Source organism: Motilimonas sp. E26, assembly GCF_021278025.1.
Lineage (GTDB): Bacteria > Pseudomonadota > Gammaproteobacteria > Enterobacterales > CBDFNC01 > Motilimonas.
In genome coordinates, this window is sequence record NZ_JAIBHJ010000033.1 from 1 (window position 1) to 24,862 (window position 24,862).

Genomic DNA, 24,862 nt, shown 5'->3' on the forward strand with positions numbered 1-24,862 from the left:
GGACGGTTTAAAAGCCAAGCCTTGCTGGATGAGAAAGCGCTGCTAACGTGCATGACTTATGTCGATTTAAATCCAATACGTGCCGATATGTGCCAGCGCATCGAAGACCAGGAATTCACCTCAATTTATGAGCGCATACAGCAATATAAAGCAAAGCAGGATGCCAATAAGATTACGAAATCCGAACTGTTACCCTTCGAACATCAATTTGATTCACGTCAACCCCATGAAATTCCGTTCTATTTTGATGAGTACCTGCAATTAGTCGACTGGACAGGGCGCGCCATTCGTGATGATAAGCGTGGCTACATTCCCGCCAATCAACCAAAGCTTTTGCACGAGCTGGGCATTGAGCAAGATAGCTGGCTGCAACTTGTCAGCCACTTTAGCCGTAGCTTTGGCATCGCTGCAGGCAGCTGGGAACACCTCACCGCACATAGCATCCGAGCAGGCCACTGCTGGACCCGTGGCCAAGCAGCATGTAACCAACTGAGTGGGTTTGGCTAATTTTTTCCAGCTACACCAACTAACTGCGTCACTTGCTTAACTTACTTAACTTGCTTAACTTGCTTAACTTACTTAACTTGCTTAACTTGCTTAACTTACTTAACTTGCTTAACTTGCTTAACTTGCTTAACTTGCTTAACTTGCTTAACTTGCTTAACTTGCTTAACAGGCAGGATTGATAACACCTAAAAATTACACATCCAGTCAGTGCTACGGATTTCTAATAGCATTTAGCAAAAATTCCATCTATTAATGAACCAGCGGCAAATCTTTACAGCAGATCTAGCTTTTTTCGCTGGCTTTTTGCGCCATCAAATAGCTTGGTTATTTAGATGGCTGTCCGGTATTTTCCGCCCCGCAGTTTTCAGTGCGAGGCCCTTATTCCGAAAAAGTTATGAATGTCCCATTAGTATTCCGTATCTGGCTCATATGATGGGATAGTTAAGGGGGGGGGCCGCTAATTTCTGCTCCTGCTTTTTAGCATCTGATAAAAATAATAGGCATCAGCGACTCGCTTGCCTCCTTCAAATTTTGTTTCCCCCCCTGACTCTAAATACAGTTTTTCAAAGCTTGAAGTGGACTGAACTAAAGACCAATCGTTAAGGTTGTCAATAACTCTCCTCTCCACCTCACTTCCCTTTTTAGCGTGATGAACCAATGGTCGAAATCCAGGGAAATGGGCGTAATGAAGCTCTAGCTTAGAATCAACCTTACGCAAAATTAAGTATAACCTTTTCCCATTTTTGTCCAAAAAAGTAATGGTCATCGAACCGTCAAGTCTATAAATGCTATCTTCTAGTACCATTGACGTATTCAGGGAAGGGACCCTACGAGAATACTCATACCCGCTTAAACCCACAGACACCAGAATAAAGCCTAAGATTAAAGTCCACTTCATTGTTTTATCCATCTATTGTGAGCAGGTATCACACGGATCCCTTAGCACTGTTTGCCCTGGCTCACTAGGCTCAAGCCTCTCCAAAAAGTCCATTCCATAAATACCTCTTGGTTTATAGTCTCCCAGCATCCCCCAGAAGAAGTAGTAGTTCGTTGCCCCAGCCGTAGGCAATCCGGATATATTGGCAAACTCTTGAGCAAAATCTCCCTTAAAATTAGGGTTCGTTGATGTATTGCAACCAACAAGAACTACTCTGTCATAATTGTTCGACTTTAAGGCTGGGGACAATTCATCATATAGTTCCTGAGGGGATAGAAACAACTCATTTGATCCTCTTGAGTCTGCAAACCCTTTCTCTTCGTTATGGCCCCAAACGTAAAGTGTACTTTTATCTCTTCTCATATAGCCAAAATTATCAATAATAGGCCTCTCTGGCTCCCCCAAGAAATCAACTATATCAAGCCCCAGTGGGTCGACATTGCGAATCGGATTCCCTCCCACATAAGCAAACGTATTAATCCCGCCCGCTAGCCCAATCGGATCACTGGTAATGTAGCGCCCCGTCTTCGGGTCGTAATAACGATAGTAGTTATAATACAGCCCTGATTCCGCATCAAATATTTGCCCCGGAAAACGCAGGTCAATTTGCGTAAGCTGCTGGTCGCCATCCACATCTTCATTGGCGGCGCCATTGCCGTAAGCATCCGATGACCATTGCCAAACTACTTGCTGATTTGTTAGCTATTGGCTAGTACAATTTAGTTCAACGAGGATGACTAAATCTGTTGATAATTCATCACCACCGATTTTATGATCTTCACCCAACGTATATATAAACCCCAAACCATCACTAACAGAATATGAGTACAGATAACAATTGCCCTGGCAGCAATTGTTTGCTATGCCCATGTTGATGGATGATTGGCGAGTGGGTAAACAACAAAGCAATGCTCAACAAGAGGTGGTTGCTGAGTTGATTGCAAAGTGGCACAAACGCCTTAAGGACATCAGCTGGTTTATGCGTTGTTTAAATGAAGATATTACCCGCAGAGCCAATCAAGAAGATAAATGCATGGGCCATTTTTGGGAAGGACGGTTTAAAAGCCAAGCAGCGTGTAACCGACTGAGTGGATTAGGATAACATTTTTAAGCTGCACAAACTAACTGCGTAACTTGCTTAACAGGCAGGATTGATCGCACCTAAATATCACACATCCAGTCAGAGCTACGGATTTCTAATAGCATTTTAGCCCACCCTTGCATCCATTAATGAATCAGCAGCGAATCTTTACAGCAGATCTAGCCTTTTTCGCTGGCTTTTTAGGCCATCAAATAGCTTGGTTATTTAGATGGCTGTCCGGTATTTTGTACCAATGCTTAGCTTATTCGCCTCTGCTTTCACTCAAAGCTGATGGCATACAAAGCGAAAATGAACAAAAAAAGATTTTCTATTCACTCTTTAAGGGAGTGTGTCCTGAACAGAGGTGTTACTTATATAACCATTGCTAAGGGCTCTCGGTGATTAGCGCACCTTAGCAACAATAAAAGCAGCAGAGCTTAGATGCTGAACTAAAACAGAAAATCTAAGAGTCTATTTCGATGTTTTATATGGGTGACTGAACATATAATATACGGCTGTACTCTGTAGAGCTCCCCCATATAGGAATGAGAAGCCCACCCAGGGTATTAGATTTTCGATAAAAGTGCCTGAGTCTAGCTGCTCCGCTAATGCAGAGACAAACTCAGGGGCATAGGCCCCCCAAAGAACAAAGCTAATCACGAAACTTAGAATCCAACCGCCGAAAAAGAAAGCCATAAACTTCCAGGCCGTTCGCTTTGAGTTTTTTGCTGTTACACAGGCTACTGTCGCCACACTAGCAGCTTGAATAACAACAAATAGTAGCGCTGGGTAGGGTTGGTGAAGAATACTGATCCAACCCCATATCAAAGCAGAGCTAACGAAGGTTGCCATAAGTCCATGTTTACTATTTTCAGTCATTTCTCAAACTCATTTATTTTTTTACACTTACATCGTTAAATGCATCTGAAAGTTTCCCTGGGAACCAAGTTGATTCAATTAACGAAGTAACAGGACACCCATCTCTTTTTGCACTAACTCATGTCCTGAGCCATAGTTTACAAACCACTTAGTGAGCAGGATGTGGCCATGACTTTATCTCGCAAGCAGTTGATTTGTCCTGAATCAACGACTTACTACCATGTCACCAGCCGCTGCGTGCGTCGCGCTTTTTTATGTGGCATCGACCACTACACCCAAAAAAGTTACGAACACCGCAAGCCTTGGCTGTTGGATAAAATCAAATAACTCACCAGTGTTTTTACCATAGATATCTGTGCTTACGCCATTATGAGTAATCATTACCATCTGATTTTGCACATTAATTTAGCCGATAACCGTGATTTATCAGATGTTGACGTCGTGGAGCGCTGGCAACAATTGTTTGCTACGCCCATGTTGGTGGGTGATTGGCGAGTGGGTAAACAACAAAGCAATGCTCAACAAGAAGTGGTTGCTGAGTTGATTGCAAAATGGCGTAAACGCCTTAAGGACATCAGCTGGTTTATGCGTTGTTTAAATGAAGATATTGCCCGCAGAGCCAACCAAGAAGATAAATGCAAGGGCCATTTTTGGAAAGGACGGTTTAAAAGCCAAGCAGCGTGTAACCGACTGAGTGGATTAGGATAACATTTTTAAGCTGCACAAACTAACTGCGTAACTTGCTTAACAGGCAGGATTGATCGCACCTAAATATCACACATCCAGTCAGAGCTACGGATTTCTAATAGCATTTTAGCCTACCCTTGCATCCATTAATGAATCAACAGCGAATATTTAAAGCAGATCTAGCCATCATCGCTGGCTTTTTGCGCCATCAAATAGCCTGGTTATTTAGATGGCTGTCCGGTATTTTATATTAAAATAGGTAACTGTCAGATCAAGTCTGAGCTAGTACAATTAAAAAGACCTCTCACTTTTCAGTTCAAGGCCTTGACATAAGGGAAAGTGATAGCTGTTCGCTAGTTCCGACAACAAGAGACTATCTAGCTGTCACTCGAATCGAAGTTCTCTTTAACAAACTCTTTGTGGGAAATTCTAGCTCGCTCAGATGGCTTCAATAGGTAAAAGAACAAATGATATTTAGCGAGATCACGATCTCCTGGTTCTTCATTGCCTAATCGGTAACAATAGACGCCTTCATCACCTACAAGTTGAATCACTTCACTCTCAGACAGACTTGCCAGCTTACCCTGTACTTCTAGAGTATGGCTGTGCTGTAAATCTGCGAGTTTGTTAACAGTTTCAAAAAACTTCGACTCATCATACCCAACACTCTGAAACCTATCTGAAGCTGCCAGCATCATGTCACGGCGCTCAATTTCATATGAAACCTGTCGATTGACAAGCAACCTGACCTCATCAGGCCGCTCCCAATCAGTCGGCTTAACTAATCGTTCTGCTTGCTCCGCAAAGAAATGCCCCAGTACTTGCTCTGCTTCCTCCACCGACGAGACCCGCCTTTGAAAGCAATGTGTGCATAACTCTTTAGTATCTTTCCTGATAAACTCACCGCAAGCTATCCAATAAGAATGTCGCTTTACTGCAAACGCATTGACGTAAAAATAGTCATTCGCTAACTCACCTAAAGCGCTATTTAAATCTAACCGCATCAGTTTACCTCAATTATTATGTGCAATTATCTGGAGGGCAGTCTTTTACAGCTTTTTCATACTCTTTGATTTTAGCTTTAATTCTTCTGACCCTTTCTTTATGCTTAAAGGCTTCTACCTGGTTACCTGTTCCAAACCGTTGATCAGCAGCGTCCTTGTTTCGAGTTTGCCGCTCCAGCCTTTTGCGCAGGTACTCTAAGTTTCTTCGATTCTCATCACAGTTATCGTTACCACCAAAAAAGCCATATGGAGCAGGAGGATTATCTAAAAGATCATTCTCATACCTATGCCCTTCATCCCCATACGCCATGTAAGAGTTTGGATCTTCGAACCCGTCGCCTTGCGGGGTAAACAAATCTCTACAACCAGGAGTAAATACACATCCTATAGTAACCAAACCAGCTTCACACCCGCCAGCTGCACATACCCCTGGAATAACAACCCATACCCATAGACCTTTAGGGTCGATACTGCTAACCGGATTTCCACCTACATAAGCAAAGGTATTAATCCCACCATTTAGCCCAATCGGGTCACTGGTGATGTAGCGCCCCGTCTTCGGGTCGTAATAACGATAGTAGTTATAATACAACCCCGATTCCGCATCAAATAGTTGCCCCGGAAAACGCAGGTCAATTTGCGTTAACTGCTGGTCGCCATCCACGTCTTCATTGGCGGCGCCATTGCCGTAAGCATCCGATGACCATTGCCAAACTACTTGTTGCTGGCTATTGGTGGCCTTGCGCGGTGTGTTTAAATGGTCTACATGCAGGTACACTATTTCATTGCCGGTGGCATTTTGTGTTACTTGTGCCAGTGGCAGGCTACCCAGCCAGATAATTTGTTTTGACCAAATCTGCGTAGCGCCTTGGTAGTATTGCGTCTCAAGTAGCTGGCCTGCGGTGTTGTAGTAATACAAGTAAGTATCTGAGCCAACATACTTAATGGTTCGCTCACCAATGCCATTATAGTGATATCTGGCTTGTTTCTCTGCGGTGGTGACCGTGGTTAGGCGCCCTTCGCCATTATAGCTATAGCTATGGCCATGAATATCCGATTACACACTTCATCGTGACTGACCACGCCGCCGTTAACCGCTATCAATAGGTTAGATTCAGGCTGGTAATCGTAGTTGTTGATGTGCTCCCAGCTGGCCATGCGCAGCTGGTAACCAGACATGTTTCTATCTTGGGTACGGTTACCCACACCATCATAAGCATAGGTTTGGTCCGCACGGTCGATACTTTCCGTATTTAAGCGGTTGTTAGGGTAATAACTGTATTCTGCCGACTCCGCTTGGTTATTGGTGTCGGTAATGGTTTCTAGGTTAAGCCGTTACCTTATGTAACAAAAGCAACGGAAGTGTTCCGATTTAACACAATCCTGATTACTTTTTTCTGCTTAGCGCAGTTCTTAGGAAGCTTGGAATCCACGGCTCACAATACTCATTACCGTTGAGAATCCCCTCCAACTCAGCAACGCTAATTTCTCTAGTTGGAAGCTCGTTCAAAATGATCATGGCTAAGTCATCACAATCAAAGTTAGTTGGTGACGCGTTATTCTTCACTTTTTTTTCCCGCTCAACCTCGCTGTTGATCATTAAGCACACTTCAGGATTACTCATGTTAAATCGTGTCCTCAAAGCTTTTAGTAAAAAAACACCTTCTGTGTGGTAGAAGTATCTCAACCCATCCAATGCTTTAGTTTTACTTGCATTTTCATACTTCCAGGTATGCTCATTTGAGCCATAGTCAAACTCTCTATAAACTCGGGCACCTGAAGTATCACGAATACACATTTTATCTGAGTCGACAACCCAGCTCTCTGTCAAACTTTTCATCACAAGTGCAACTCCCTATATTTACATATTGACTTGGTATGTGAATCGGAACGGAGCACTCATCGTCTGGGTACCTAATGTTGAATTTACTCGCAGGGTTGAGGGTTGGTGGCTTATTGTTTTAAGGACAACAAGCCACACCTTAATCTAATTGCTCCAAAGCTAACTACTTTAAAGGTTGCTTAAGCAGATCTCAGGTTAGTCTAGCTTTTTCCAAACGCCCCAAATATTAGAGGGGTCAGGCTGTACTCCCTTGGTCCACCATCTGGCTTGAAATTTAAGCCCTGAATAGGTGACCACATCCCCAGCGTTATAGGCTTGGTTAGTCTGCCAAGCTAGTAGATCTGGCTCCGTTGGATCAACACTGGTGTCGCAAGCAATTTGCTCCCAGAACCATGAGTTTGCTTTCGGGGCTTCCCACAAACCGGGATTATTTTTGGCTTGGTAACAACCGCCGTTATACGCCACGATATCACCATTTTTTACCACTGTTTTACCAAGCACAAACTCAGGCCAGTTAGGCTCTACAACCTTGGCTTTAATCACAACCTCAATGGTCGCTACATTTGACTCTGCGCCATCATTATCCAACACCACATAAGTTAAGCGATCGCTTTCTTGGGCTAAATCCGTTGCCGTATATGTTAGTACCCCCTGTGCATTAACAGCGACTGAGCCAAACTGAGGTTGCGCTTTAATGACGATGGAATCCTGTTGCAGGGTACCATCTGGGTCAACGTCATTATCGAGAGGAGTCAATTCTGTTGCCTCACCCGCGATTACCTCAACTTGATCATTGACAGCCAAAGGGGCTTGGTTATCAGCTAATACCGTTACTGTAACGATATCGTTAGCTTGATAGCCTTCGTTATCTTTCACTAGCAGTTGCACATCAAAGGTTTGACTCTGCTCCCTATCTGCTAATGCAGGAGCAATAAAGTGGGCTCTAGAGTCCTGAGCGTTTGTAATGGTTAAGCCACTTGCTGACCACTGATAACTAGCCAGCTCACCTAATCGATCAAAAGAGCCTGAGCCATTTAGATTAACGATCTTATGCTCTGTAACAGTAATGCTTTCACCAGCATTTGCACTTGGCACGCTTGGATGCAGTGCATTGATCGCGATTTCGCCCTTGAGTAGCGCTGCAGAATTCTCACAGCGCTGCTCAAAGGTGGCTGAAAACTGCTCGGGTTGGCCTTTGCTCCACGCTAGCTGTAGCACCTCAAAGTTACCGATGCTTTTATTACAACCACGGCCGTCACCCGAAACACTCAAGCCAGCCACGCCAGCAGCCTGAAATGGAAAACGAGTGGCGTCCAAATAACGACCTGAAGTTAACTGCGCTTCATCAGCAGCAGCAAAATTTGCTGTCCAACTTTCACTACCTTGAATCGAAACAGAAACCCCGTTGTCGTAATTGTTACGTGCAGTCATCAGGCTATTGGCAGAATCATAGTTCCATACTTTGCCTTGACCAATATAGTCACCATTGCTACTGCGCATAGTAAAAAATGAACGAGGATCACTTTTACTAGCAACATGAAAGGTTTCAATTGTTGTCGCCGGTAAGCCCTGACTATCTGTTACCGATAACTTCAACGTGAGATCTTCACCGCCCAACGCAATATCGTTGGCAAAGGCTATCTGAGTTTGTGCTGCCGTTGGATTTATAATACTAATAGTAGGACCACTCACGTATTCCCAGTAATAACTATCAATCGTGCTGGTGTTTGATTTAGAACGCGAGCCATCAAGTACTAAATCACCGCCTTCAACCACTTGACCTGCATTTTTTTGAATCACAGCTAACGGCAACTGGTAGGGTATAAGCGCATCATTATTGATACGAATACTTCCCTCAAGTTTGTTATCTGTTGAATCACAGTACTGCACAAAATCCAGCGCTAAGCTGGGGGCCGAAGTATTTAAGTCCATTTCGTAAATATAAAATTCACCACTTATTTTGTTACAACCACGACCCGTTGCCCCTACAGCCATACCTGCATTAAAAGGCCCCTTAAAGGCATCACGCTCAGCATTAAGGTAAGCGCCGGGAGCTAAATTACGATCATTAGGGGGTCTAAAAGTGAAGTTAAAACCACTCGGGTGAGAAATAGTAATTTTCCCAGCTTCAATCGAACTAGTAAATTCACCGTTTAACGTGTGTGATTGACCACCACCAATCCAATCACCCGGATCACTGTTTAGGGTTATCACTGAATTAGCGAATGTTAGGGGCGATAAAAACAACGTGGATAAAACGAGGACTTTTTTCAAACCAAAACCTTTTTATTAATAAAGAAATGGATGAGTATATGAAGCCAAACTCCAATCATCAACTAAATATAAAGAAAACGTGATGCAGCATTATCCCACTAGGCCGGCTCAACTATGAGCGTGATAACCCCCCCTAAAACTACATCAATTATCTTTCAACCGATTATCATCTAGCCAACGCATCATTTTTTCACTGGTTGCCAGCAGTTGATCTAACTCTTGGTCTTGCCAATCGGCAAAGCAAGCACTGATGTCAGGTTGTAGCTTTTGCATGATCTCACCGCACAAATTCAATCCTTGCTTAGTAATAGTTAAATGACGTTTACGCTTATCTTGCGCATCAACCTCGGCATGGAGAGCCGATTTATCAAGCAAACTGGCGACCAGCTTGGTAATGCCAGGCTGATTCATTTCCATCACATTCGCTAATTCAGAAATGGTCCAGCTGCGCGTTGGCTGATGGCTGAAATGACTCAATAGTGAAAATTCTGACGGATTAATGCTGAAATTCTTAAACAGCTGATGAGTACGCGTGGTCATTAACTGCTGAATAATCCCTAGCTGTATTATGATCCGCTGCTGCTTTTGCTCTGTTAAATTCATGCTTCCTCCCGCACAAGCATTGACAAACATTCCAAGGAATACTAATTTAAATTCCTAGGAATGTAAATATTCGAAAAGTTGCTTAGGAGTATTACTATGGATCGTCGAGGTTTTATCAAAATGATTGGAGTGGGCGCCGCTGCTACCACCTTTAGCAGCACGCTACTGGGTTGCTCTGACGGCAGCGCCGCAGTCGATTTTGGCTGGAATGGGCCAGCAGCCGATGAAAAAGATATTCGCTTAAAGGTATTGGCTTACGCCATTCTTTGCCCTAATCCACATAATAAACAGCCTTGGCTGATTAAATTACACAGCCCTAACAGCTTTGATTTGTTTGTTGATCAGGCGCGCTTATTACCAGAAACCGACCCTTATGCACGGCAAATTCACATTGGCCAAGGCACTTTTTTAGAAACCTTAAGTATCGCCGCTACCGCTTATGGTTATCAGGCCGATATCGACTACTTCCCAGATGGCGAGTACAGCAACCTGGTCATTGAAGATCTTCCAGTCGCTCGGATCACGTTGCTAGAGCAAAATGACATGGCAACTGATCCCCTGTTTTCTCACCTGCTTACTCGCCAGTCGAACAAGCGTGAGTACGACAATAGCTTGCTGACACCAAAACAAAAGGCGCAACTTACGCTGTGGGCAAATAGCAGCAGCGGTCAATTAACCCTAGTAGATGGCAAAGAGCAGCAAACTTATATGCAACAAATGCTGACCGAAGCGATGCAGATTGAAGTAGGCAATAAAGCAAGAGACATGGAAACCATTAAGATGTTTCGCTTTAACGATGCCGAAGTGACCAAATACCGCGATGGCTTTGGCCTCGCCCACTCTGGCGTCACTGGAATCAAAAAATTCGTCGCGGAAACCTTTATTCTTGATCGCGCGAGCACCGAAAAGGATCCGAGTGATTTTGGCAAACAAAGTGTCGAAGTAGCTCGCTCGGCCAGCCAATCCACCAGCACCTTTGCTTGGCTAACCACCAAAACCAACAGTCGCCTTGATCAAGTTAAAATTGGCCGCGATTACTGCCGCCTTAATTTAACCACCACCGCGATGGGGTTAGCGCAGCATCCTATGAGCCAAGTGCTGCAAGAATACCCCGACATGCTGCCGCTGCAACAAGCATTTAAGCAACACTTTAATATTGCCGAATCAGACACGGTGCAAATGCTGGTGCGTTTAGGTAAAGCCGCTGCCACGGCGCATACGCCAAGACGTTTAGTCAAAGACCTTATCTTAACGGCATAAACAACATTAACTAACCTCAGTTTTGCTTATACCCAAGACACCTCAAGATGCGGGATTCAGAGCCGCTCATTATGTTCAGTTTGAGGCAAAAAGCTGAAGGAATGGTCAGCCCTTTCAATGCTTTTTAACGAAAAAATGAACATAATGAGCGACTCCCAAAGGGCGAGTTTTGTAGGCTGTTATGCTTTGTTGCTGATTTTTAACGTAGAATAACTATGTCTCAAATCAGCGTCGCGCCTAACAGCCTACAAATTCTCGCTGAACAAGCATCTTGAGGTAACTTGGGTATAAGCCAATTACGGTCGGAGAGAGTATATTTACTGCAAAATTTCGTTTTCAGGGATGAAAACGCAAAAAGTATAGGGGTATATCTGCTCCTTCCCTTGACTCTCCCCTATAGGGGAGGCTTTATGATGGCATCTCTAGTCAATCATAGAGAACAATTAAAGCATGAAGACAGCATTTATTAGCGGCGCCACATCAGGGATCGGATTAGCCTTTGCTAAACAACTTTCGCAACAAGGTTACGCCTTAATTTTACATGGCCGAAACCAAGCGATGTTACAGCAACTGCAACAAGATTTACCTCATGTTAGGTTCACCATCACAGCTGACTTATCTAAGACTGAGCAGTTAAATGAAACCATTATGCGGCTGGAACAATTTAACGCGCCCATCGCCGTTGCCATCAACAATGCCGGTTTTGGCTTATTTGGTAAGCATCTTGAACAGAATGAAGCCGAGATCGATGCCATGCTAGCACTGAACATTGCCGCAACAACCAAATTGAGCAGCTACTTTGCGCAAAAAATGGCCTGCCAAGGTGGTGGGCATATGCTGAATGTTGCTTCTACAGCCGCCTATCAACCTCAGCCCTACTTTGCCGCTTACGCCGCTAGCAAGGCCTACTTAAGCAGCTTTACCGAAGCGCTGGCGATGGAAATGAAAGACAAGAATGTGACTATCAGCTGCCTTTCTCCTGGGCGCACTGCCACCCGATTTTTCACCTTTAATGGCCAAGATGATACCAAAAATGGTCAAGGCACCTTCGCCGAAAAACACCGAGCTACCCCCGAAAAAGTCGCTCAACTTGGTCTCAAGGCCTTATTTAAAGGGAAGATGCGTGAAATCCCATTTTGTGAGAATAAGTTTTACGTATTCCTTAACCGCTTGTTAGCAAGAAATACCATACTCAAGATCTATCAAAATGCGATGGAAAAAGCCTAAGACGTCGGTTTTGCCAATGAAGTTAGCAAGCAAGCGTTGTAACGCGCAACGCTTTGCTCGAGCTCAGACAAGCCGTCGAGCTTTTGCAATATTGCCGTTTGTTGCTGTTGCAATAGTACGCGCTTGCTGTCGATTGCTTGACGTAATAAGTCCATCGGCACCAAACCCTGCTGGGTTTTCGCTGAGGCAATCTGCTTTAATTCTTCAAGGGTGAAGCCTAAACTTTTCGCCAGTTTTATCATCGCCAACACATCGACAAAACTGGCATCATAAACTCGATATTTGCCTTGTCGCAGCGGCGATCTAATTAAGCCAATGACTTCATAATGTCGAATAGCTTTAATACTCACCCCTGATAACTTAGCTAGCTCACCAATATACATAACTGCATTGCTCTCCTTAATGGCCACGCTTTAATTGCCGCCGACCCAGTATTATTTAATTGATGGCGGTGACATGCCTAAATATCAACCTTTAATCGTGATCACTGGCTCGAATAAATGACATTGTTCAGGCCGCTTGCGATAGATCACATATCTGTAACAAAAGTGCTGATGCGATACCGTAACAAAACCCACATAAATGGCATAAAATCATGAATTTAAACAGTTTTAAATACTAGGCCTGAATAGGCTATATACCCTCCCAAGACGGTTACGGGTTTTCCCTTATATCGGTCGCAAGCGGCTTCTTATAGTTTCTATTACAGACGCACTCACCTTAAAAATAATAACTCGGGTGCGATTAGGAATAGATATAAAACTAACTATCGTCGCCCTCTATTTAGCAAGGTGGAAATATGAATCAGAAAACCATGGCAAGTGCGCACACAACCGCGCCGATTAACACGCCCACAAGCTCTGAGAGTAATGCATCTAATGCCACAACTAAACTTTCAGTAAACAGTTGGAACAAGGTTGATACCACTTGGGTACTCAGCTTATTTGGTACCGCCGTTGGTGCGGGGATTTTATTTTTACCCATTAACGCGGGCTTAGGTGGATTCTGGCCACTACTCGCAATGGCGGTGTTAGTTGGCCCAATGACTTACTTTGCACACCGCAACCTATCTCGATTTGTCCTTTCGTCAAGCAATCCTAAAGCCGATATCACTGACGTGGTAGAAGAGCATTTTGGCACTGGCGCCGGCAAACTTATCACCTTGCTGTATTTCTTTGCTATCTACCCCATCGTATTGATTTACGGCGTGGGGATCACCAACACCGTGGATAGCTTTATGGTTAACCAACTCGGTATCGAGTCATTACCACGCTGGTTACTCTCGATTACTCTGATTTTAGGCATGATGTCGGTGATGATGGCTGGCGAAAAGCTGATGTTAAAAATCACTCAGTTTTTGGTTTACCCACTGGTTGCGATCCTTGCTGGTATGTCACTCTTTCTTATCCCTGATTGGAACTTCGCAGCAATTAGCCAAGCGCCAAGCGTAATGGATTTCACCACAACCCTATGGTTAACCATTCCTGTATTAGTATTCGCATTTAACCATTCTCCAGCTGTTAGCAGCTTTGCGCGCAAACAACGTGAGCAATATGGCGATGCAGCTGTCGCTAAATCAGATGCCATTTTAAAACGTACTTCTGCCATGTTATTGGGCTTTGTTATGTTCTTCGTATTTTCAGTGGTACTAAGCCTTAGCCCTGAAATGTTAGTTGAAGCCAAAGCCGCAAACCTGCCAGTGCTATCTTATCTTGCTAACGTACACGGCAGTCCAATCATTGCTTACTTTGGTCCGGTTGTGGCGTTTGTTGCTATCGTTTCATCGTTCTTTGGCCACTACTTAGGTGCCCGTGAAGGCATGAATGGCATCATCATCAAACAAGCTAAAGCCATGGGTAAAACTGTGGACAAGAAAAAAGTAAACCTATTCACCATCGGCTTTATGATCATCACCCTGTGGATTGTGGCCGTCATTAACCCAAGTGTACTAGGCATGATAGAAGATTTAGGCGGCCCAATTATCGCCACTATCCTATTCTTAATGCCTATGTATGCAATTAAACGAGTACCTGCAATGGCGAAATACCAAGGCACAATCGCTAATGTATTTATCACCACTATGGGTCTAGTGGCTATTTCAGCAATTGTTTTTAAACTTCTTGCTTAATAAATAGTCCAATAGCATAAGGGTCGATAAATCGGCCCAAATTAGTAAAGGAACGCATTATGTATAGCGCATTCGATATCTTTAAAATTGGCATTGGCCCATCCAGTTCACACACAGTCGGCCCGATGAAAGCCGCCAAACAGTTTGTGGATGATTTAATCGCAAAAGAAATAATCAAAGATATCACCGCCATCACCGTTGACGTACACGGGTCGTTAGCCCTAACAGGTAAAGGCCATAATACCGATACAGCCATTATTTTAGGTCTTGGCGGATTTAGCCCAGATAATGTTGACTTAGATACCATTCCTGATTTTCTTGAGCGCGTCGCAACCACAGAACAGCTACCAATTGGCTTACACTGTCACACAGTGAGCTTTAAAAATGACGCACTAAGCTTTATTAGCCAAGCTTTACCTTTACATGAAAACGGCATGAAAATTCATGCTTTTAAAGGTGATGAGCTCGCTTATAGCAAAACCTATTACTCTGTTGGCGGTGGCTTTATTGTCGATGAAGAGAGTTTCGGTAAAGATTTAATCAGTGATGTGACTGTTCCTTATCCATTTGATTCTGCGGCACAACTGATCGATCAATGTGTGCAACATGGCTTAAGCATCAGTACTTTAATGATGCGTAACGAACAGCACTTACGTGATCGTGAAAGTATCGTAACGGCTTTTGGTAAAATCTGGCTAACGATGAAAGAAGGTATCGATCGCGGCTGTCGCACCGAAGGCGTCCTTGCAGGTCCATTGCGCGTGCCACGCCGTGCACCAGCTCTATTTCGTATGCTGTCAACCTCGGGCAATCACAATGTTGACCCGATGATTATTATCGATTGGGTAAATATGTTTGCCTTAGCTGTGAGCGAAGAAAACGCCGCAGGTGGACGTGTTGTAACCGCGCCAACTAATGGTGCAGCAGGCATTATTCCTGCAGTATTGTCTTACTACGACAAATTTATTGAACCCGTTGGCACCGAGCAATATACACGCTTTTTCTTAGCTTGCGCGGCAGTGGGTATTTTATATAAGCGTAACGCATCTATTTCAGGGGCAGAAGTAGGCTGCCAAGGCGAAGTGGGAGTGTCCTGCTCAATGGCTGCCGCGGGGCTAACAGAGCTCATGGGTGGCAGCCCCATGCAAGTGGCTGCTGCAGCTGAAATCGCTATGGAGCATCACTTGGGATTAACTTGCGATCCTGTTGCTGGCCAAGTACAAGTACCTTGTATTGAACGTAATGCCATTTCATCAATGAAAGCAGTTAACGCATCTCGGATGGCGCTACGCAGAAATTCAGAAGCTCGCGTATCGTTAGACAAAGTCATTGAGACTATGTACGAAACAGGTAAAGACATGAACGCAAAATATCGCGAAACATCCCAAGGCGGATTAGCAATAAAAATTGCGTTTACTTGCACTTAAATCATTCATGAGCATGTATTTGCGTTTTCAGTAATGAAAACGCAAATTCTATTACTGCCAAACTGAGCTGAATGGCCAACGTGCATCACTTAATCATGCCGATACTGGGGTAAATAAGTCAGCCAAGGTGCGCATAAACTTAGCCGATGAAAAGGGCTTTTCTACTGTGGCGATAAATACCTGATCATCGCCATCGTAGTGCGACATATCATCACCACTAATAGCCACAACGGGCACTAAGGTATTGTGTTGAGTGATGTGCTGCGCTAATTCCAATCCCGTCATTTTAGGCATCATCACATCGGTGATCACTAAATCAAATGAATGAGGCTCCGCCATAAAGGCATTTAATGCCGATTGACCGTCGCGATAGGAACTAACACTGACTTCTGCAGCGGTTAATAAATCTGTTAAAAATTCTACAATGCTCGATTCATCATCTACCAACAATACTCGCTTATTGCGCAAGCTTGGGTATTTCATCACACTGGATACTGGCGCTTCAATTGGCATGGCTAAACTTTTGCTCACAGGAAAGTAGACTTGAAATAAACTACCTTGCCCTGGGCTACTCTTCACTTGAATGTGACCACCCAAATTATGCACCAAACCGTGGATCACAGATAACCCCATACCCGTGCCTTTACCCACTTCCTTGGTGGTATAAAAAGGCGAGAAAATATTTCGCACCACCGCCTCTTCCATTCCTGAGCCATGATCCGTCACCGATAACACCAAGAATTCTCCTTGGAAAGCACTGCGACAAGAACGACACTCCAGCAAACCAGAGTCGGTTAAATGATCAAGATTAACTTTAATGACACCTTCACCATTCATCGCATCACGTGCATTAAGCACCAGATTCATTAGCACTTGATGGAACTCGGTTGGGGTGATTGCGACAGTCTGATTGGCGTTATTGCCAATTTCGAATTTTAGGTTTATTTCTTTGCTCAAGGTCGCATTAAGCATACGGCAACCTTCTTTAAGGGCCATAGCTAATGTTAACGGCACCGCCGCTTGATGGAACTGCTCATTGGGCCGACTAAACGCCAGCATCTGTGCCACTAAATCTTGCGCGCGTTTACCGGCAGTAATCACCTGTTTAAGGTAATCACCCACCTTTTCATTCTCTAAACTAACGCGCATCAATGAGAGCTCAGTGAAGCCTAAAATACTCGCCAGTATATTGTTAAAATCATGAGCGACACCGGCGGTTAACTGACCGATGGCTTCCATTTTTTGTGTTTGCATTAATTGCAGCTCAAGCTGTCGCTTGCTTGCCGCTGTCTGCTGATGCTCAATAGCCAGGGAAAGATCGAGCCCCAATTGATTAAATATAAGCTCGTCATCTTGGTCAAAATAGTAAGATTTAGAACCATAAATACAGATGACTTGGGTCACATGCTCATTACGTAAAATGGGCACAACCATTAGCGACTTCAGCCCCATTAAAGCAAGTTGATGATTGACTGGCGGATGAGTTTGTTCGGCTAAATTATCCAGCCGCTGTACATGCTGCGACTGTACCGCTGCACGATAAACGCCTAAATCATCGAGACAATTTTCTTTAATAAAAACATCTGCCTGCTCCATTTGGCTAAATGCCGCGATCAAGGTAAGCTCTGATACCTCCTCATCTTTTACCTGCCCAGCCCAAACTAATGGGAAGTCCAGCTTCTTGGCTAATATTTGGCAAATATCGAGTAATAACTGTGACTCATCTTCTTGCGCCACCAAAATTCGGTGAACTTCATTAAGGGCATCAAGAATATTCACTTTTTTCTGCAACGTGGTTTTAGCTTGCATCAGTTCGGTGACATCCGTTGCCACCTCTAAGGTCATTTCTTGGCTGCTATTGATCTGATGGTAAGGGGCGCAAACCACCTCATGAAACCGTAATAAGCCTTCTTTGTCGACACTCTTTCTGATCTCGCGTAAGGTTTCGCCTTGGCGAACTTTTTCTGCCAATATCACAGATTGTGCGGTTAACTGACTGTTTTGATCTTCTTTAAGTTGATGACGAAAATGACGCGCTGCAAGGTTTTCAATTTGGATTTGATGCTGCTGGTTACGAATACTGACCATGTGCGGCACATTATCGAGCAGCTGGCGCAATGATGTATCCGATGCACGTAATTGCTTATCTTGTGCTTTGTACTGCATTTCCAACTCAACCCTACGTGCGGCGATACGCAGCAGATCCAACGCAGTAGACGACTCATATTTTTTATAATGCATCGCACATAAAGCGGCCGATACCGCTCCTTTTTCATCATGTAACGGCATGGCAAAAAAGGTTTTAATATGGTGCCCTTTAATAAAGGGGTCACTGGCAAACGCTTGGTTAATTTTTTCCCCCATCACCAAGATATCACCGCGATGAAATAGCTCATACAGTGGGCTAAAAGCAAGCTCAGCTTGACCCGCGAACTGTTGGTTCTGACAACCTGATAATAGGTATAGTCGTTCACTACCCGCTTCTCGACGCATGATATAAACCCAAGGCATCTTGAGGGCATTAGCGACACTATTGCAGATATGCTGCAAGGGATCGGCTGTCGCGGCGACATCAGATAAGGTAGCGATAGCGGTTTCTAAATATTGTTTTGCTGAAGTATCTTGCAAGCAAACAAGGTACTGCGGAGGCTGAGCATCTAAGCGACTGATTTTGCCTGCAATATGTACAACAGATGAGTCAAACATGAAGTTAAGCTGATCGGCGAAATCTAATGCCAAGCCATCCTGCTGCACGCGTTTCAGCACCCCTGCCAATTCTCCGGCATTGCCAGGTAACTGAGATAAATGGCGCCCCATTAATGATGTCTCAGTACCTTGAAATAAACGACAAGCGGCAGGGTTCAGTGCCAATACATGGCCTTTTTCGTTAAGCAAAATCACCCCATCAGCAATAGCTGCGAAAATAGCTAAATGCTGCTGCAGCTGTTGCTGAGCTTGTTCTTGCGCTTTATTTTGTCGGTGATAAATATTATTAAACAACCGTGTAATACGCCTTATTTGCGCCACGCCTTGTTCATCGAGTAGCAATCGCTCTTTGCTTTTGCCATGGTTTTGTAAAGCATATGATAAGCGTTTTAATGGTATTAAGGTGGCACGGTAGAACCATGTAACAAATGCCAATGCTAATATCAATAATACAATAGAGGTGGTGTTAAGAGAGAACTTGGCATACTGCCAAAAAAGCGATTCTGGTTCGAGAAACTCATATTCAAAATATATACGAACTTCACTTAACGGGCCGCTAAACGGTAAGTCGTAAGTCTTAGTGTAAAAAAGCAGGCTTTCATCTTCACTGAGTAAAAACTGCTTTTTGAAGTATAAATTACTCGACAGGGCTAAGTTTGGAATATATTCAACCAGCTGAATAACATCATTATTCAACCAGATACTGTTATTGGCGAAAATAACTTTGTTTTTGGTATTTAAGACAATGATTTTCCTCAATCCCTTAAGGGACATAGCAGATACTATAGCTTGCTTTACTTGGCTGGGATCGTCGTGGGCATAAGTGGTTAAGGCGCGTTCAATATCGGCACTTTGCTCCTCCAGTAAACCTATGGTGTGAGAATATCCCGTTTGATAGTCACGCTTAACATTCGAGAGTAGCACCCCCTGAAAAATAAGCGCAATAGCCATGGTTAAAATAACCATGGCTACCCAATGTAGATTGTTTAATTTAGACATGATATTGCCTCAAACTCGGCGCAATTATTGTGCCGGCTTGTTTGGCCTATACAACATGATTAGGCAGTTTTTTTGCTGTTACACTCCGCGAGAATGTCGCGTAAAAGCGCAAAGTCGATCGGTTTTTTCAAACACGTTTCAGCACCAGCATTCAGGATCCGTGTCACGTTATGCTCAGAGCTAAAGCCAGTCATCGCGACAACCTTAATATTGCGCGTCGCTGAACTGCGTTTAATTCGCTCACAAACCTCAAAACCATTCATTCCCGGCATCATTAAATCCAGCAAGATCAAATCTGGCTTTAATGTATGTAATAATTCACCGGCACGAAAGCCGTCTGGAGCAAGATACACTTCAAATGTATCATCGTATGAACCAATAAATTCTTGTAATAAATGCGCTAATTGTGAATCGTCTTCCACAATCATAATGCGACACGGGCCAGAGCTTAACTCATCTAATGATATACCCGCGTTTTTTGCAAACTCGGCGACATCTTCAGGTAAATAACGCCGATGTCCACCGGGGGTGGTTTGACACTTAAGTTTGCCACTACTTGACCATTGGCGCACCGTGATCGGCGACACCTTAAATTTTTCCGCCACTTGAGTTGGCGTTAAATATGGTAATGATTCTGGTTTTTGCGAGTTTGCCATATCCGTCCCTGATTCAACCTCTTTACTGCGAGTGAGTATAATGAAAATGGTAATTAGCCGCGAATACTCTTTGGTATATTTTCCGACACAAACCACAGTCTTTTTTCTTTTATATAACATATTAGCTATTTATTAGCTTAACCTAGTTACTAATACCCGCTAAAATGAAAAAATTTTTAGCTTTTGAGCTGACGCTTGCCATTTAAGGACCCGCGCCATGTATATCCAAGTGCCTAATATCGTTCCTTTGGACAACATTTTACCCGACGAACCATTATTGATGATGGGGGCTGGGCCTGTTCCCATTCCGGCTAAAGTTGCCTCAGCGAACTCCATCGTGATTAACCACTTAGGCAACACCATGGCGCAAATCATAGAGCAAGTCAAAGCGATGGCGCGCTATGTGTTCCAAACTGAGTCACAACACATACTCGGTGTTGCGGGTCCTGGCTCTGCGGCGATGGAAATGGCGATAGTCAACCTGATCCAACCAGATGACAAAGTGTTAAGTATTTGTAACGGTTTCTTCAGTTCGCGTTTAGCTGAAATGGCCACTCGTTCACAAGCAAATGTACAACGTTATACTGTACCCAACGGTGAGTTTGCGAATGTTGAAGAAGTGGCCCGCCTACTTAGTGAGTTTCAACCTAAAGTACTTACCATCGTCCAAGGTGAAACCTCAAACACCGTTTTTAATCGCTCACTTCCTGAAATTTGTGCGCTGGCTAAAAAACATCATTGCTTAGTGATAGTTGATGCGGTCTGTACCCTAAGCACCATGCCATTGGAAATGGACAAATGGCATATTGATGCCGTGATCACTGGTGGCCAAAAAGGCTTATCCTCTATTCCCGGCGTGTCGTTAGTGGCATTTTCTGATCAGGCTTGGCAAGTAATCAATGAGCGGAAAGAGACACTAAGACACTGGTGTTTAGACGCCAAATTAGCCGACCAATTTTGGTATAAAAAATCATACCATTACACTGCGCCCGTATCCGGCATTTTAGCGCTACATGAAGCGCTGCGGTTAGTTTGTAACGAAACCTTACCTAAGCGCTTCGAACGCCATTTAATTTGTTCGGTGGCACTGCAGGCGAGCATTGAAGCCATGGGACTTTCGCTGTTTGTACCGCAGCCTGCGCGGCTTAATTCAGTGGTCGGCATCAATATGCCCGACAACATAAACTCAATGGAACTTCTGAATTTTATGTCGAGCCACTACAAAGTCGAAATCTCTGGTTCATTTGGCCCCAATATTGTACGTATTGGTCAAATGGGTGAACAAAGTCGTGCTCATAACTTGTTCCGAACTGTACATGCTTTTGGGTCGAGCATGAAAGCACTTGGCAAAGAAGTAGATTTACCTAATGGCGTGGCTGCACTTGAATCTAGCTTACAGCCACTTAGCCAATCCTTCAGCGTTAATATATAGCCCCCAAGCAAACTTAGGCGACTAGGCCTAAGTTTGTCCTTCGATTACCCCTACTTTGTTTCAGCCCAACGCTGCCAGATAAAGTATGTTTACGGCAAAATTTCGTTTTCAGGGATGCAAACGCAAAGCATGCTATTTCGCTTATCCAAGACTCGGCTAATTACAATACATACGCTCTTTATCGACCGCTTGTAAAGCCACTCGCGATTGACTGACACAACTATGTTCAGCTTCTCGCGTTTCAACATCAACATGCTCTACTTTAGGAAATGTGGCCGCTAACACCGCCAGCAAAGCGTTAGACAAACGCTTTTTTTCACCAAAATCATGGCGCGGCTCAACCACAACAGCCAAGTGAACAAAACTAGCCAAGCGCCCCCCTACCAAGTATTGGCTGTAATCTTGACTACGAATATGAATATCTTGACTAGCAAATAACTCACTGCTGACCACTTCTTGATGCAGTTCCATTAATAATTTAGCTGAATCAAAAGTGTGGGTTAAATTGTGTGAGTATTCGAGCACTAAATGAGGCACAGGGATCACTCCGGTTGGTTAAGCCAATTTTCAACCATCATATGCTGCATGATGATCACGACACTTTTATTGCACCATCCTTTGCTGCGGTCATTTACTTACACGTAAACAACATCAATAAGTTAGCCATTTACTCACCTTTACTGCGAATAACACCTAATCGCCACCGCCTAGAGCTAGCTTACTTGTCCAGTCTATTGAACTCATTCAAGCATAGATGGAAACACCCACCTTTTTAGGTTATTTTTTGTACAGCTAAACATTGTTGGGTATAAGCCCTACACGGCCAAATCAAGTGTGTGTTATGACACACTCATTCGATTACCAAGATTTCGGCTTGTTTATCAAAATTTTACAACATAGCGCGCGGCTAAGCATCAGTTCGAGAGAGGGTTCTTACAGGCTTGTTTAACCTAGGTAGCTTTTCCCACGCTGGACGATTTTCGCCATCTCTTGTTTTTGTATCGAGACATTCGCCACAAGCTTGTAAACACAGTTGCCAAATCGCTTGCTTAGAGCTGAGATTCAGGCAACTGATCTCGGCAGCGCATAAATGCCCGTGAGCAAATAGGCGCGCCAATATCATTTCATCAAGCTCAATTTGCACTTTGGTGTGTTTATTTGATTGATTTGAACGAGAGAAGGGTGGGATCTGGGCCATGAGCGAGTCCTTGTTGCAGCAAAACAGTGATTGATGCAACAAGGCTAATAGTAATGGTTATCATTTGCAATTATTTATATACTACGTTGCTGCCCCGCGATCGCAATCCAAACGTTAGCACCAGCAATAAGCATATTTAAACCAAATATAACGCCAATCAACCATGCAGCCCCATTGGCGCCAGACAAGATTAAAATCAAGCCTAACACTGCGGTAATACCATGGCGTAACTGCCACCAAAAAGATGGGTTTACAATTCGGCGCTCGGCGAACCAGCCCATCAACCCAGAAAATATCAAGCTAGCGCCAATAATAAAACCTGCGACCGAAAGAGTCAGTGCCGGCATAAAGAGCAATAACACCCCCAGCAACACAAAAAGAATAGGAACTAAATTGCTCGTATTCGTTACCCCTCTTTGGTTTAAGTAACGGTTATATGCGAAGCCCAGTACACCACAAGCCAATACCGCCCCACCTAAGATCAATACCGACAAGGTTGCAAAGTAAACCGGTAAAATCATAGATAAAGCGCCAATCACCATCATGATCATCGCCGCAGTTTTGGCCTGACCAGTTAATTCTTTAGGGATGTTCGTGTAGAGCTGCATACTATTTCCTTAGTCTAGTGACAATTCACATTCAGTATCGCTAACATCAATAACCAGTGACTTTTTACCTGCGTTAGCCGAAATTTCCAGCCACTTAAGAGGCACCACAAAAGCGTGGCCATCTTTACCAAACATACGCTGTTGTTGCTTTAGTTGTTGTGGATGCGTTTTCGGATTAAATCCTTTGGCAAAGCAAATCATACCGCGCTCAACTGGAGCAATATCACCGCCGACATTGTTAATGATATAGATACCATGAATACCTTCGGCCATTAGAATGAGTTGAGGCTTAATTTTGTCTTGTACAATGTGCTGCCAACCAGGCCAAAATTCATCGCCACTAAGCACAACCTCACCTTCTGTCTGCCCTGATTCATCGAGTAATTCGCCACCGGGGTAGCAATCTGGATTCCATAAATCATCATAAGTAGGCGTCAGCAAAGGTGCTTTTTGCGCTTCGGCTAACATGGTTTGCAATAGGCTTAAATCAAAAGAAATCTGGTTCATGTGGCGCTCATTTAAACGGATTGAATGTCGCCATTATTGCAGAAAAAATGGGCTCAAACAGCCCATTTTTATTCGCTCTATTTTATTTAACGAAACAAGTAATCGGTTTTCGCTGTTTTTTCTTCTTCAGGGGCACTAAAACCGCGAAACAAAGCGAAAAACAAGCAAAACAAAGCAAATAATATTACCAAAGTGGGTTGCCAATTATGGCCAATAGCCTCAATAGGCTTAATCAAAGGGTATCCATCAATCGACAACTTAAGTAAAGGCGGATAAAAGGCGGCGCAGAAAAAGGTAACTGGATACCAAAGGCTCACATAAAAAAACAATCGTCCAGCATGTAAAAAGCCAATCAGCAAACCCAAAATAGCGCCAAATAAAATGCCGTAAACACTCGCTGTCACTGTGACTACCAGCCAATACATGGCTTGTTCAGCTAGCACCCCTGAAAACCATTGCCCCAACAAATTAAGCAATGCTTTATTCGTAACTAACCATACTTGCACATCTTGTACATAACTAATATTCAAAAAAGCATAACAATACGGCAAGGCGAATCCTGTAACGGCCGCCATGAAAATCACCAATAAAGATCGAACAATAGCCATAACTACTCTCAGTGAGACGAATAACTCCATTGAAGCAGGTTTTGCAATTGAAAGCATGATTTGAAACCGTCAGGGTCTGAAAGTGTGAGGCAACACCCGAATTCAGCTGTCGCCACAATTTGTCCGGCCACTATGCTTACACACTAAAAGAAGTGAGGAAATCTAACGTTTCGCTGTATTCGTACTGTCATCAAATGCCCTCACTCTTTTGTAATTATTGACATACAATAAATAAACCGTGATTAAACAGTAAATAAACTTCAATTATTCATAATTTAATTATGGATCACA

General features: G+C 43.8%; 24 protein-coding genes and 2 pseudogenes. 9 read left to right on the forward strand and 17 right to left on the reverse strand.

Going from position 1 to position 24,862, the window contains the following annotated elements:
- Window positions 1-507 (forward strand): annotated as a pseudogene (locus tag K1M91_RS18750) (alpha-amylase family glycosyl hydrolase); the annotation flags it as partial.
- 457 nt (window positions 508-964) lie between these two features.
- On the opposite strand, the gene K1M91_RS18755 reads toward K1M91_RS18750, so the two are convergent.
- Window positions 965-1,405, reverse strand: coding sequence for a hypothetical protein (locus K1M91_RS18755; RefSeq protein WP_232803793.1), 441 nt, complete (start codon window positions 1,403-1,405; stop codon window positions 965-967).
- Window positions 1,406-1,417: 12 nt separating this feature from the next.
- Window positions 1,418-2,098 (reverse strand): annotated as a pseudogene (locus K1M91_RS21555) (RHS repeat-associated core domain-containing protein); the annotation flags it as partial.
- A gap of 208 nt (window positions 2,099-2,306) precedes the next feature.
- Between K1M91_RS21555 and K1M91_RS18765 the strand changes: the two are divergent.
- Window positions 2,307-2,546, forward strand: coding sequence for a hypothetical protein (locus K1M91_RS18765; protein WP_348983279.1), 240 nt, complete (start codon window positions 2,307-2,309; stop codon window positions 2,544-2,546).
- A 450-nt stretch (window positions 2,547-2,996) separates the two neighbouring features.
- Here K1M91_RS18765 and K1M91_RS18770 read toward each other — a convergent pair whose 3' ends face one another.
- The gene (locus tag K1M91_RS18770) at window positions 2,997-3,404 is read right to left on the reverse strand and encodes a hypothetical protein (protein ID WP_232803794.1); all 408 of its coding nucleotides are present in this window, start codon (window positions 3,402-3,404) and stop codon (window positions 2,997-2,999) included.
- 168 nt (window positions 3,405-3,572) lie between these two features.
- Between K1M91_RS18770 and K1M91_RS18775 the strand changes: the two genes are divergently transcribed.
- Window positions 3,573-3,731: a hypothetical protein gene (locus K1M91_RS18775; protein ID WP_232803795.1), complete on the forward strand. Its 159-nt coding sequence runs from the start codon at window positions 3,573-3,575 to the stop codon at window positions 3,729-3,731.
- A 42-nt stretch (window positions 3,732-3,773) separates the two neighbouring features.
- Window positions 3,774-4,112, forward strand: coding sequence for a hypothetical protein (locus tag K1M91_RS18780; protein WP_232803796.1), 339 nt, complete (start codon window positions 3,774-3,776; stop codon window positions 4,110-4,112).
- A 356-nt stretch (window positions 4,113-4,468) separates the two neighbouring features.
- On the opposite strand, the gene K1M91_RS18785 is transcribed toward K1M91_RS18780, so the two are convergent.
- From K1M91_RS18785 to K1M91_RS18810, 6 genes are all read right to left on the reverse strand, one after another.
- A complete protein-coding gene (locus K1M91_RS18785) occupies window positions 4,469-5,095 on the reverse strand; it encodes a hypothetical protein (protein ID WP_232803797.1) in 627 nt (208 codons plus the stop codon).
- Window positions 5,096-5,111: 16 nt separating this feature from the next.
- Window positions 5,112-6,014: an RHS repeat-associated core domain-containing protein gene (locus K1M91_RS21470; protein ID WP_282561191.1), complete on the reverse strand. Its 903-nt coding sequence runs from the start codon at window positions 6,012-6,014 to the stop codon at window positions 5,112-5,114.
- 89 nt (window positions 6,015-6,103) lie between these two features.
- Window positions 6,104-6,274 carry a hypothetical protein gene (locus tag K1M91_RS18795; protein WP_232803798.1) on the reverse strand — a complete coding sequence of 57 codons (171 nt, stop codon included), beginning with the start codon at window positions 6,272-6,274 and terminating at the stop codon, window positions 6,104-6,106.
- A 208-nt stretch (window positions 6,275-6,482) separates the two neighbouring features.
- Window positions 6,483-6,935, reverse strand: coding sequence for a hypothetical protein (locus tag K1M91_RS18800; RefSeq protein WP_232803799.1), 453 nt, complete (start codon window positions 6,933-6,935; stop codon window positions 6,483-6,485).
- A 198-nt stretch (window positions 6,936-7,133) separates the two neighbouring features.
- Window positions 7,134-9,212, reverse strand: coding sequence for an Ig-like domain-containing protein (locus K1M91_RS18805; protein ID WP_232803800.1), 2,079 nt, complete (start codon window positions 9,210-9,212; stop codon window positions 7,134-7,136).
- A 144-nt stretch (window positions 9,213-9,356) separates the two neighbouring features.
- A complete protein-coding gene (locus tag K1M91_RS18810; RefSeq protein WP_232803801.1) occupies window positions 9,357-9,815 on the reverse strand; it encodes a MarR family winged helix-turn-helix transcriptional regulator in 459 nt (152 codons plus the stop codon).
- A 96-nt stretch (window positions 9,816-9,911) separates the two neighbouring features.
- Here K1M91_RS18810 and K1M91_RS18815 point away from each other — a divergent pair, with 96 nt between their 5' ends.
- Together K1M91_RS18815 and K1M91_RS18820 are read left to right on the forward strand one after the other, a co-directional pair.
- Window positions 9,912-11,075 carry a twin-arginine translocation pathway signal protein gene (locus K1M91_RS18815; RefSeq protein ID WP_232803802.1) on the forward strand — a complete coding sequence of 388 codons (1,164 nt, stop codon included), beginning with the start codon at window positions 9,912-9,914 and terminating at the stop codon, window positions 11,073-11,075.
- A gap of 450 nt (window positions 11,076-11,525) precedes the next feature.
- Entirely contained in the window at window positions 11,526-12,302 is a 777-nt protein-coding gene (locus K1M91_RS18820; RefSeq protein ID WP_232803803.1) for an SDR family oxidoreductase, read from the forward strand.
- On the opposite strand, the gene K1M91_RS18825 is transcribed toward K1M91_RS18820, so the two are convergent.
- Window positions 12,299-12,685 (reverse strand): MerR family transcriptional regulator, encoded by a 387-nt coding sequence (locus K1M91_RS18825; RefSeq protein WP_232803804.1) that lies wholly within the window; start codon window positions 12,683-12,685, stop codon window positions 12,299-12,301. The two genes, K1M91_RS18820 and K1M91_RS18825, sit on opposite strands and share 4 nt — an antisense overlap.
- 416 nt (window positions 12,686-13,101) lie before the next feature.
- Here K1M91_RS18825 and K1M91_RS18830 point away from each other — a divergent pair, with 416 nt between their 5' ends.
- Both K1M91_RS18830 and K1M91_RS18835 read left to right on the forward strand, forming a co-directional pair.
- Window positions 13,102-14,430, forward strand: a complete 1,329-nt coding sequence (locus K1M91_RS18830; RefSeq protein WP_232803805.1) for a serine/threonine transporter — start codon at window positions 13,102-13,104, stop codon at window positions 14,428-14,430.
- Between the two features lie 59 nt (window positions 14,431-14,489).
- Window positions 14,490-15,857, forward strand: a complete 1,368-nt coding sequence (locus tag K1M91_RS18835; protein ID WP_232803806.1) for an L-serine ammonia-lyase — start codon at window positions 14,490-14,492, stop codon at window positions 15,855-15,857.
- Between the two features lie 93 nt (window positions 15,858-15,950).
- Here K1M91_RS18835 and K1M91_RS18840 read toward each other — a convergent pair whose 3' ends face one another.
- On the reverse strand, window positions 15,951-19,562 hold the full coding sequence (locus tag K1M91_RS18840) for an ATP-binding protein (protein ID WP_232803807.1): 3,612 nt from the start codon (window positions 19,560-19,562) through the stop codon (window positions 15,951-15,953).
- Between the two features lie 59 nt (window positions 19,563-19,621).
- Window positions 19,622-20,218 carry a response regulator gene (locus K1M91_RS18845; RefSeq protein ID WP_232803808.1) on the reverse strand — a complete coding sequence of 199 codons (597 nt, stop codon included), beginning with the start codon at window positions 20,216-20,218 and terminating at the stop codon, window positions 19,622-19,624.
- 217 nt (window positions 20,219-20,435) lie between these two features.
- Here K1M91_RS18845 and K1M91_RS18850 point away from each other — a divergent pair, with 217 nt between their 5' ends.
- The gene (locus tag K1M91_RS18850; protein WP_232803809.1) at window positions 20,436-21,650 is read left to right on the forward strand and encodes an alanine--glyoxylate aminotransferase family protein; all 1,215 of its coding nucleotides are present in this window, start codon (window positions 20,436-20,438) and stop codon (window positions 21,648-21,650) included.
- A 156-nt stretch (window positions 21,651-21,806) separates the two neighbouring features.
- Here K1M91_RS18850 and K1M91_RS18855 read toward each other — a convergent pair whose 3' ends face one another.
- The 5 genes from K1M91_RS18855 to K1M91_RS18875 all read right to left on the reverse strand — a co-directional run bounded on the left by K1M91_RS18855 (window position 21,807) and on the right by K1M91_RS18875 (window position 24,571).
- Window positions 21,807-22,187: a hypothetical protein gene (locus K1M91_RS18855; RefSeq protein ID WP_232803810.1), complete on the reverse strand. Its 381-nt coding sequence runs from the start codon at window positions 22,185-22,187 to the stop codon at window positions 21,807-21,809.
- A 370-nt stretch (window positions 22,188-22,557) separates the two neighbouring features.
- Window positions 22,558-22,848 (reverse strand): hypothetical protein, encoded by a 291-nt coding sequence (locus K1M91_RS18860; RefSeq protein ID WP_232803811.1) that lies wholly within the window; start codon window positions 22,846-22,848, stop codon window positions 22,558-22,560.
- Window positions 22,849-22,922: 74 nt separating this feature from the next.
- Window positions 22,923-23,456 (reverse strand): DUF308 domain-containing protein, encoded by a 534-nt coding sequence (locus K1M91_RS18865; protein ID WP_232803812.1) that lies wholly within the window; start codon window positions 23,454-23,456, stop codon window positions 22,923-22,925.
- A gap of 9 nt (window positions 23,457-23,465) precedes the next feature.
- Complete coding sequence (locus K1M91_RS18870) at window positions 23,466-23,963, reverse strand: hypothetical protein (protein ID WP_232803813.1); 498 nt, start codon at window positions 23,961-23,963, stop codon at window positions 23,466-23,468.
- Between the two features lie 86 nt (window positions 23,964-24,049).
- Window positions 24,050-24,571, reverse strand: a complete 522-nt coding sequence (locus tag K1M91_RS18875; protein WP_232803814.1) for a hypothetical protein — start codon at window positions 24,569-24,571, stop codon at window positions 24,050-24,052.
- Window positions 24,572-24,862: the final 291 nt, after the last annotated feature.

What these genes read in the sequence shown, in the direction of transcription:
- K1M91_RS18755 (WP_232803793.1), bottom strand. Translation starts at nt 1,405, where the DNA reads ATGAAGTGGACTTTAATCTTAGGCTTTATTCTGGTGTCTGTGGGTTTA.
- K1M91_RS18765 (WP_348983279.1), top strand. Translation starts at nt 2,307, where the DNA reads ATGCCCATGTTGATGGATGATTGGCGAGTGGGTAAACAACAAAGCAAT.
- K1M91_RS18770 (WP_232803794.1), bottom strand. Translation starts at nt 3,404, where the DNA reads ATGACTGAAAATAGTAAACATGGACTTATGGCAACCTTCGTTAGCTCT.
- K1M91_RS18775 (WP_232803795.1), top strand. Translation starts at nt 3,573, where the DNA reads ATGACTTTATCTCGCAAGCAGTTGATTTGTCCTGAATCAACGACTTAC.
- K1M91_RS18780 (WP_232803796.1), top strand. Translation starts at nt 3,774, where the DNA reads ATGAGTAATCATTACCATCTGATTTTGCACATTAATTTAGCCGATAAC.
- K1M91_RS18785 (WP_232803797.1), bottom strand. Translation starts at nt 5,095, where the DNA reads ATGCGGTTAGATTTAAATAGCGCTTTAGGTGAGTTAGCGAATGACTAT.
- K1M91_RS18795 (WP_232803798.1), bottom strand. Translation starts at nt 6,274, where the DNA reads ATGTCTGGTTACCAGCTGCGCATGGCCAGCTGGGAGCACATCAACAAC.
- K1M91_RS18800 (WP_232803799.1), bottom strand. Translation starts at nt 6,935, where the DNA reads ATGAAAAGTTTGACAGAGAGCTGGGTTGTCGACTCAGATAAAATGTGT.
- K1M91_RS18810 (WP_232803801.1), bottom strand. Translation starts at nt 9,815, where the DNA reads ATGAATTTAACAGAGCAAAAGCAGCAGCGGATCATAATACAGCTAGGG.
- K1M91_RS18815 (WP_232803802.1), top strand. Translation starts at nt 9,912, where the DNA reads ATGGATCGTCGAGGTTTTATCAAAATGATTGGAGTGGGCGCCGCTGCT.
- K1M91_RS18820 (WP_232803803.1), top strand. Translation starts at nt 11,526, where the DNA reads ATGAAGACAGCATTTATTAGCGGCGCCACATCAGGGATCGGATTAGCC.
- K1M91_RS18825 (WP_232803804.1), bottom strand. Translation starts at nt 12,685, where the DNA reads ATGTATATTGGTGAGCTAGCTAAGTTATCAGGGGTGAGTATTAAAGCT.
- K1M91_RS18830 (WP_232803805.1), top strand. Translation starts at nt 13,102, where the DNA reads ATGAATCAGAAAACCATGGCAAGTGCGCACACAACCGCGCCGATTAAC.
- K1M91_RS18835 (WP_232803806.1), top strand. Translation starts at nt 14,490, where the DNA reads ATGTATAGCGCATTCGATATCTTTAAAATTGGCATTGGCCCATCCAGT.
- K1M91_RS18840 (WP_232803807.1), bottom strand. Translation starts at nt 19,562, where the DNA reads ATGTCTAAATTAAACAATCTACATTGGGTAGCCATGGTTATTTTAACC.
- K1M91_RS18845 (WP_232803808.1), bottom strand. Translation starts at nt 20,218, where the DNA reads ATGGCAAACTCGCAAAAACCAGAATCATTACCATATTTAACGCCAACT.
- K1M91_RS18850 (WP_232803809.1), top strand. Translation starts at nt 20,436, where the DNA reads ATGTATATCCAAGTGCCTAATATCGTTCCTTTGGACAACATTTTACCC.
- K1M91_RS18860 (WP_232803811.1), bottom strand. Translation starts at nt 22,848, where the DNA reads ATGGCCCAGATCCCACCCTTCTCTCGTTCAAATCAATCAAATAAACAC.
- K1M91_RS18865 (WP_232803812.1), bottom strand. Translation starts at nt 23,456, where the DNA reads ATGCAGCTCTACACGAACATCCCTAAAGAATTAACTGGTCAGGCCAAA.
- K1M91_RS18870 (WP_232803813.1), bottom strand. Translation starts at nt 23,963, where the DNA reads ATGAACCAGATTTCTTTTGATTTAAGCCTATTGCAAACCATGTTAGCC.
- K1M91_RS18875 (WP_232803814.1), bottom strand. Translation starts at nt 24,571, where the DNA reads ATGGCTATTGTTCGATCTTTATTGGTGATTTTCATGGCGGCCGTTACA.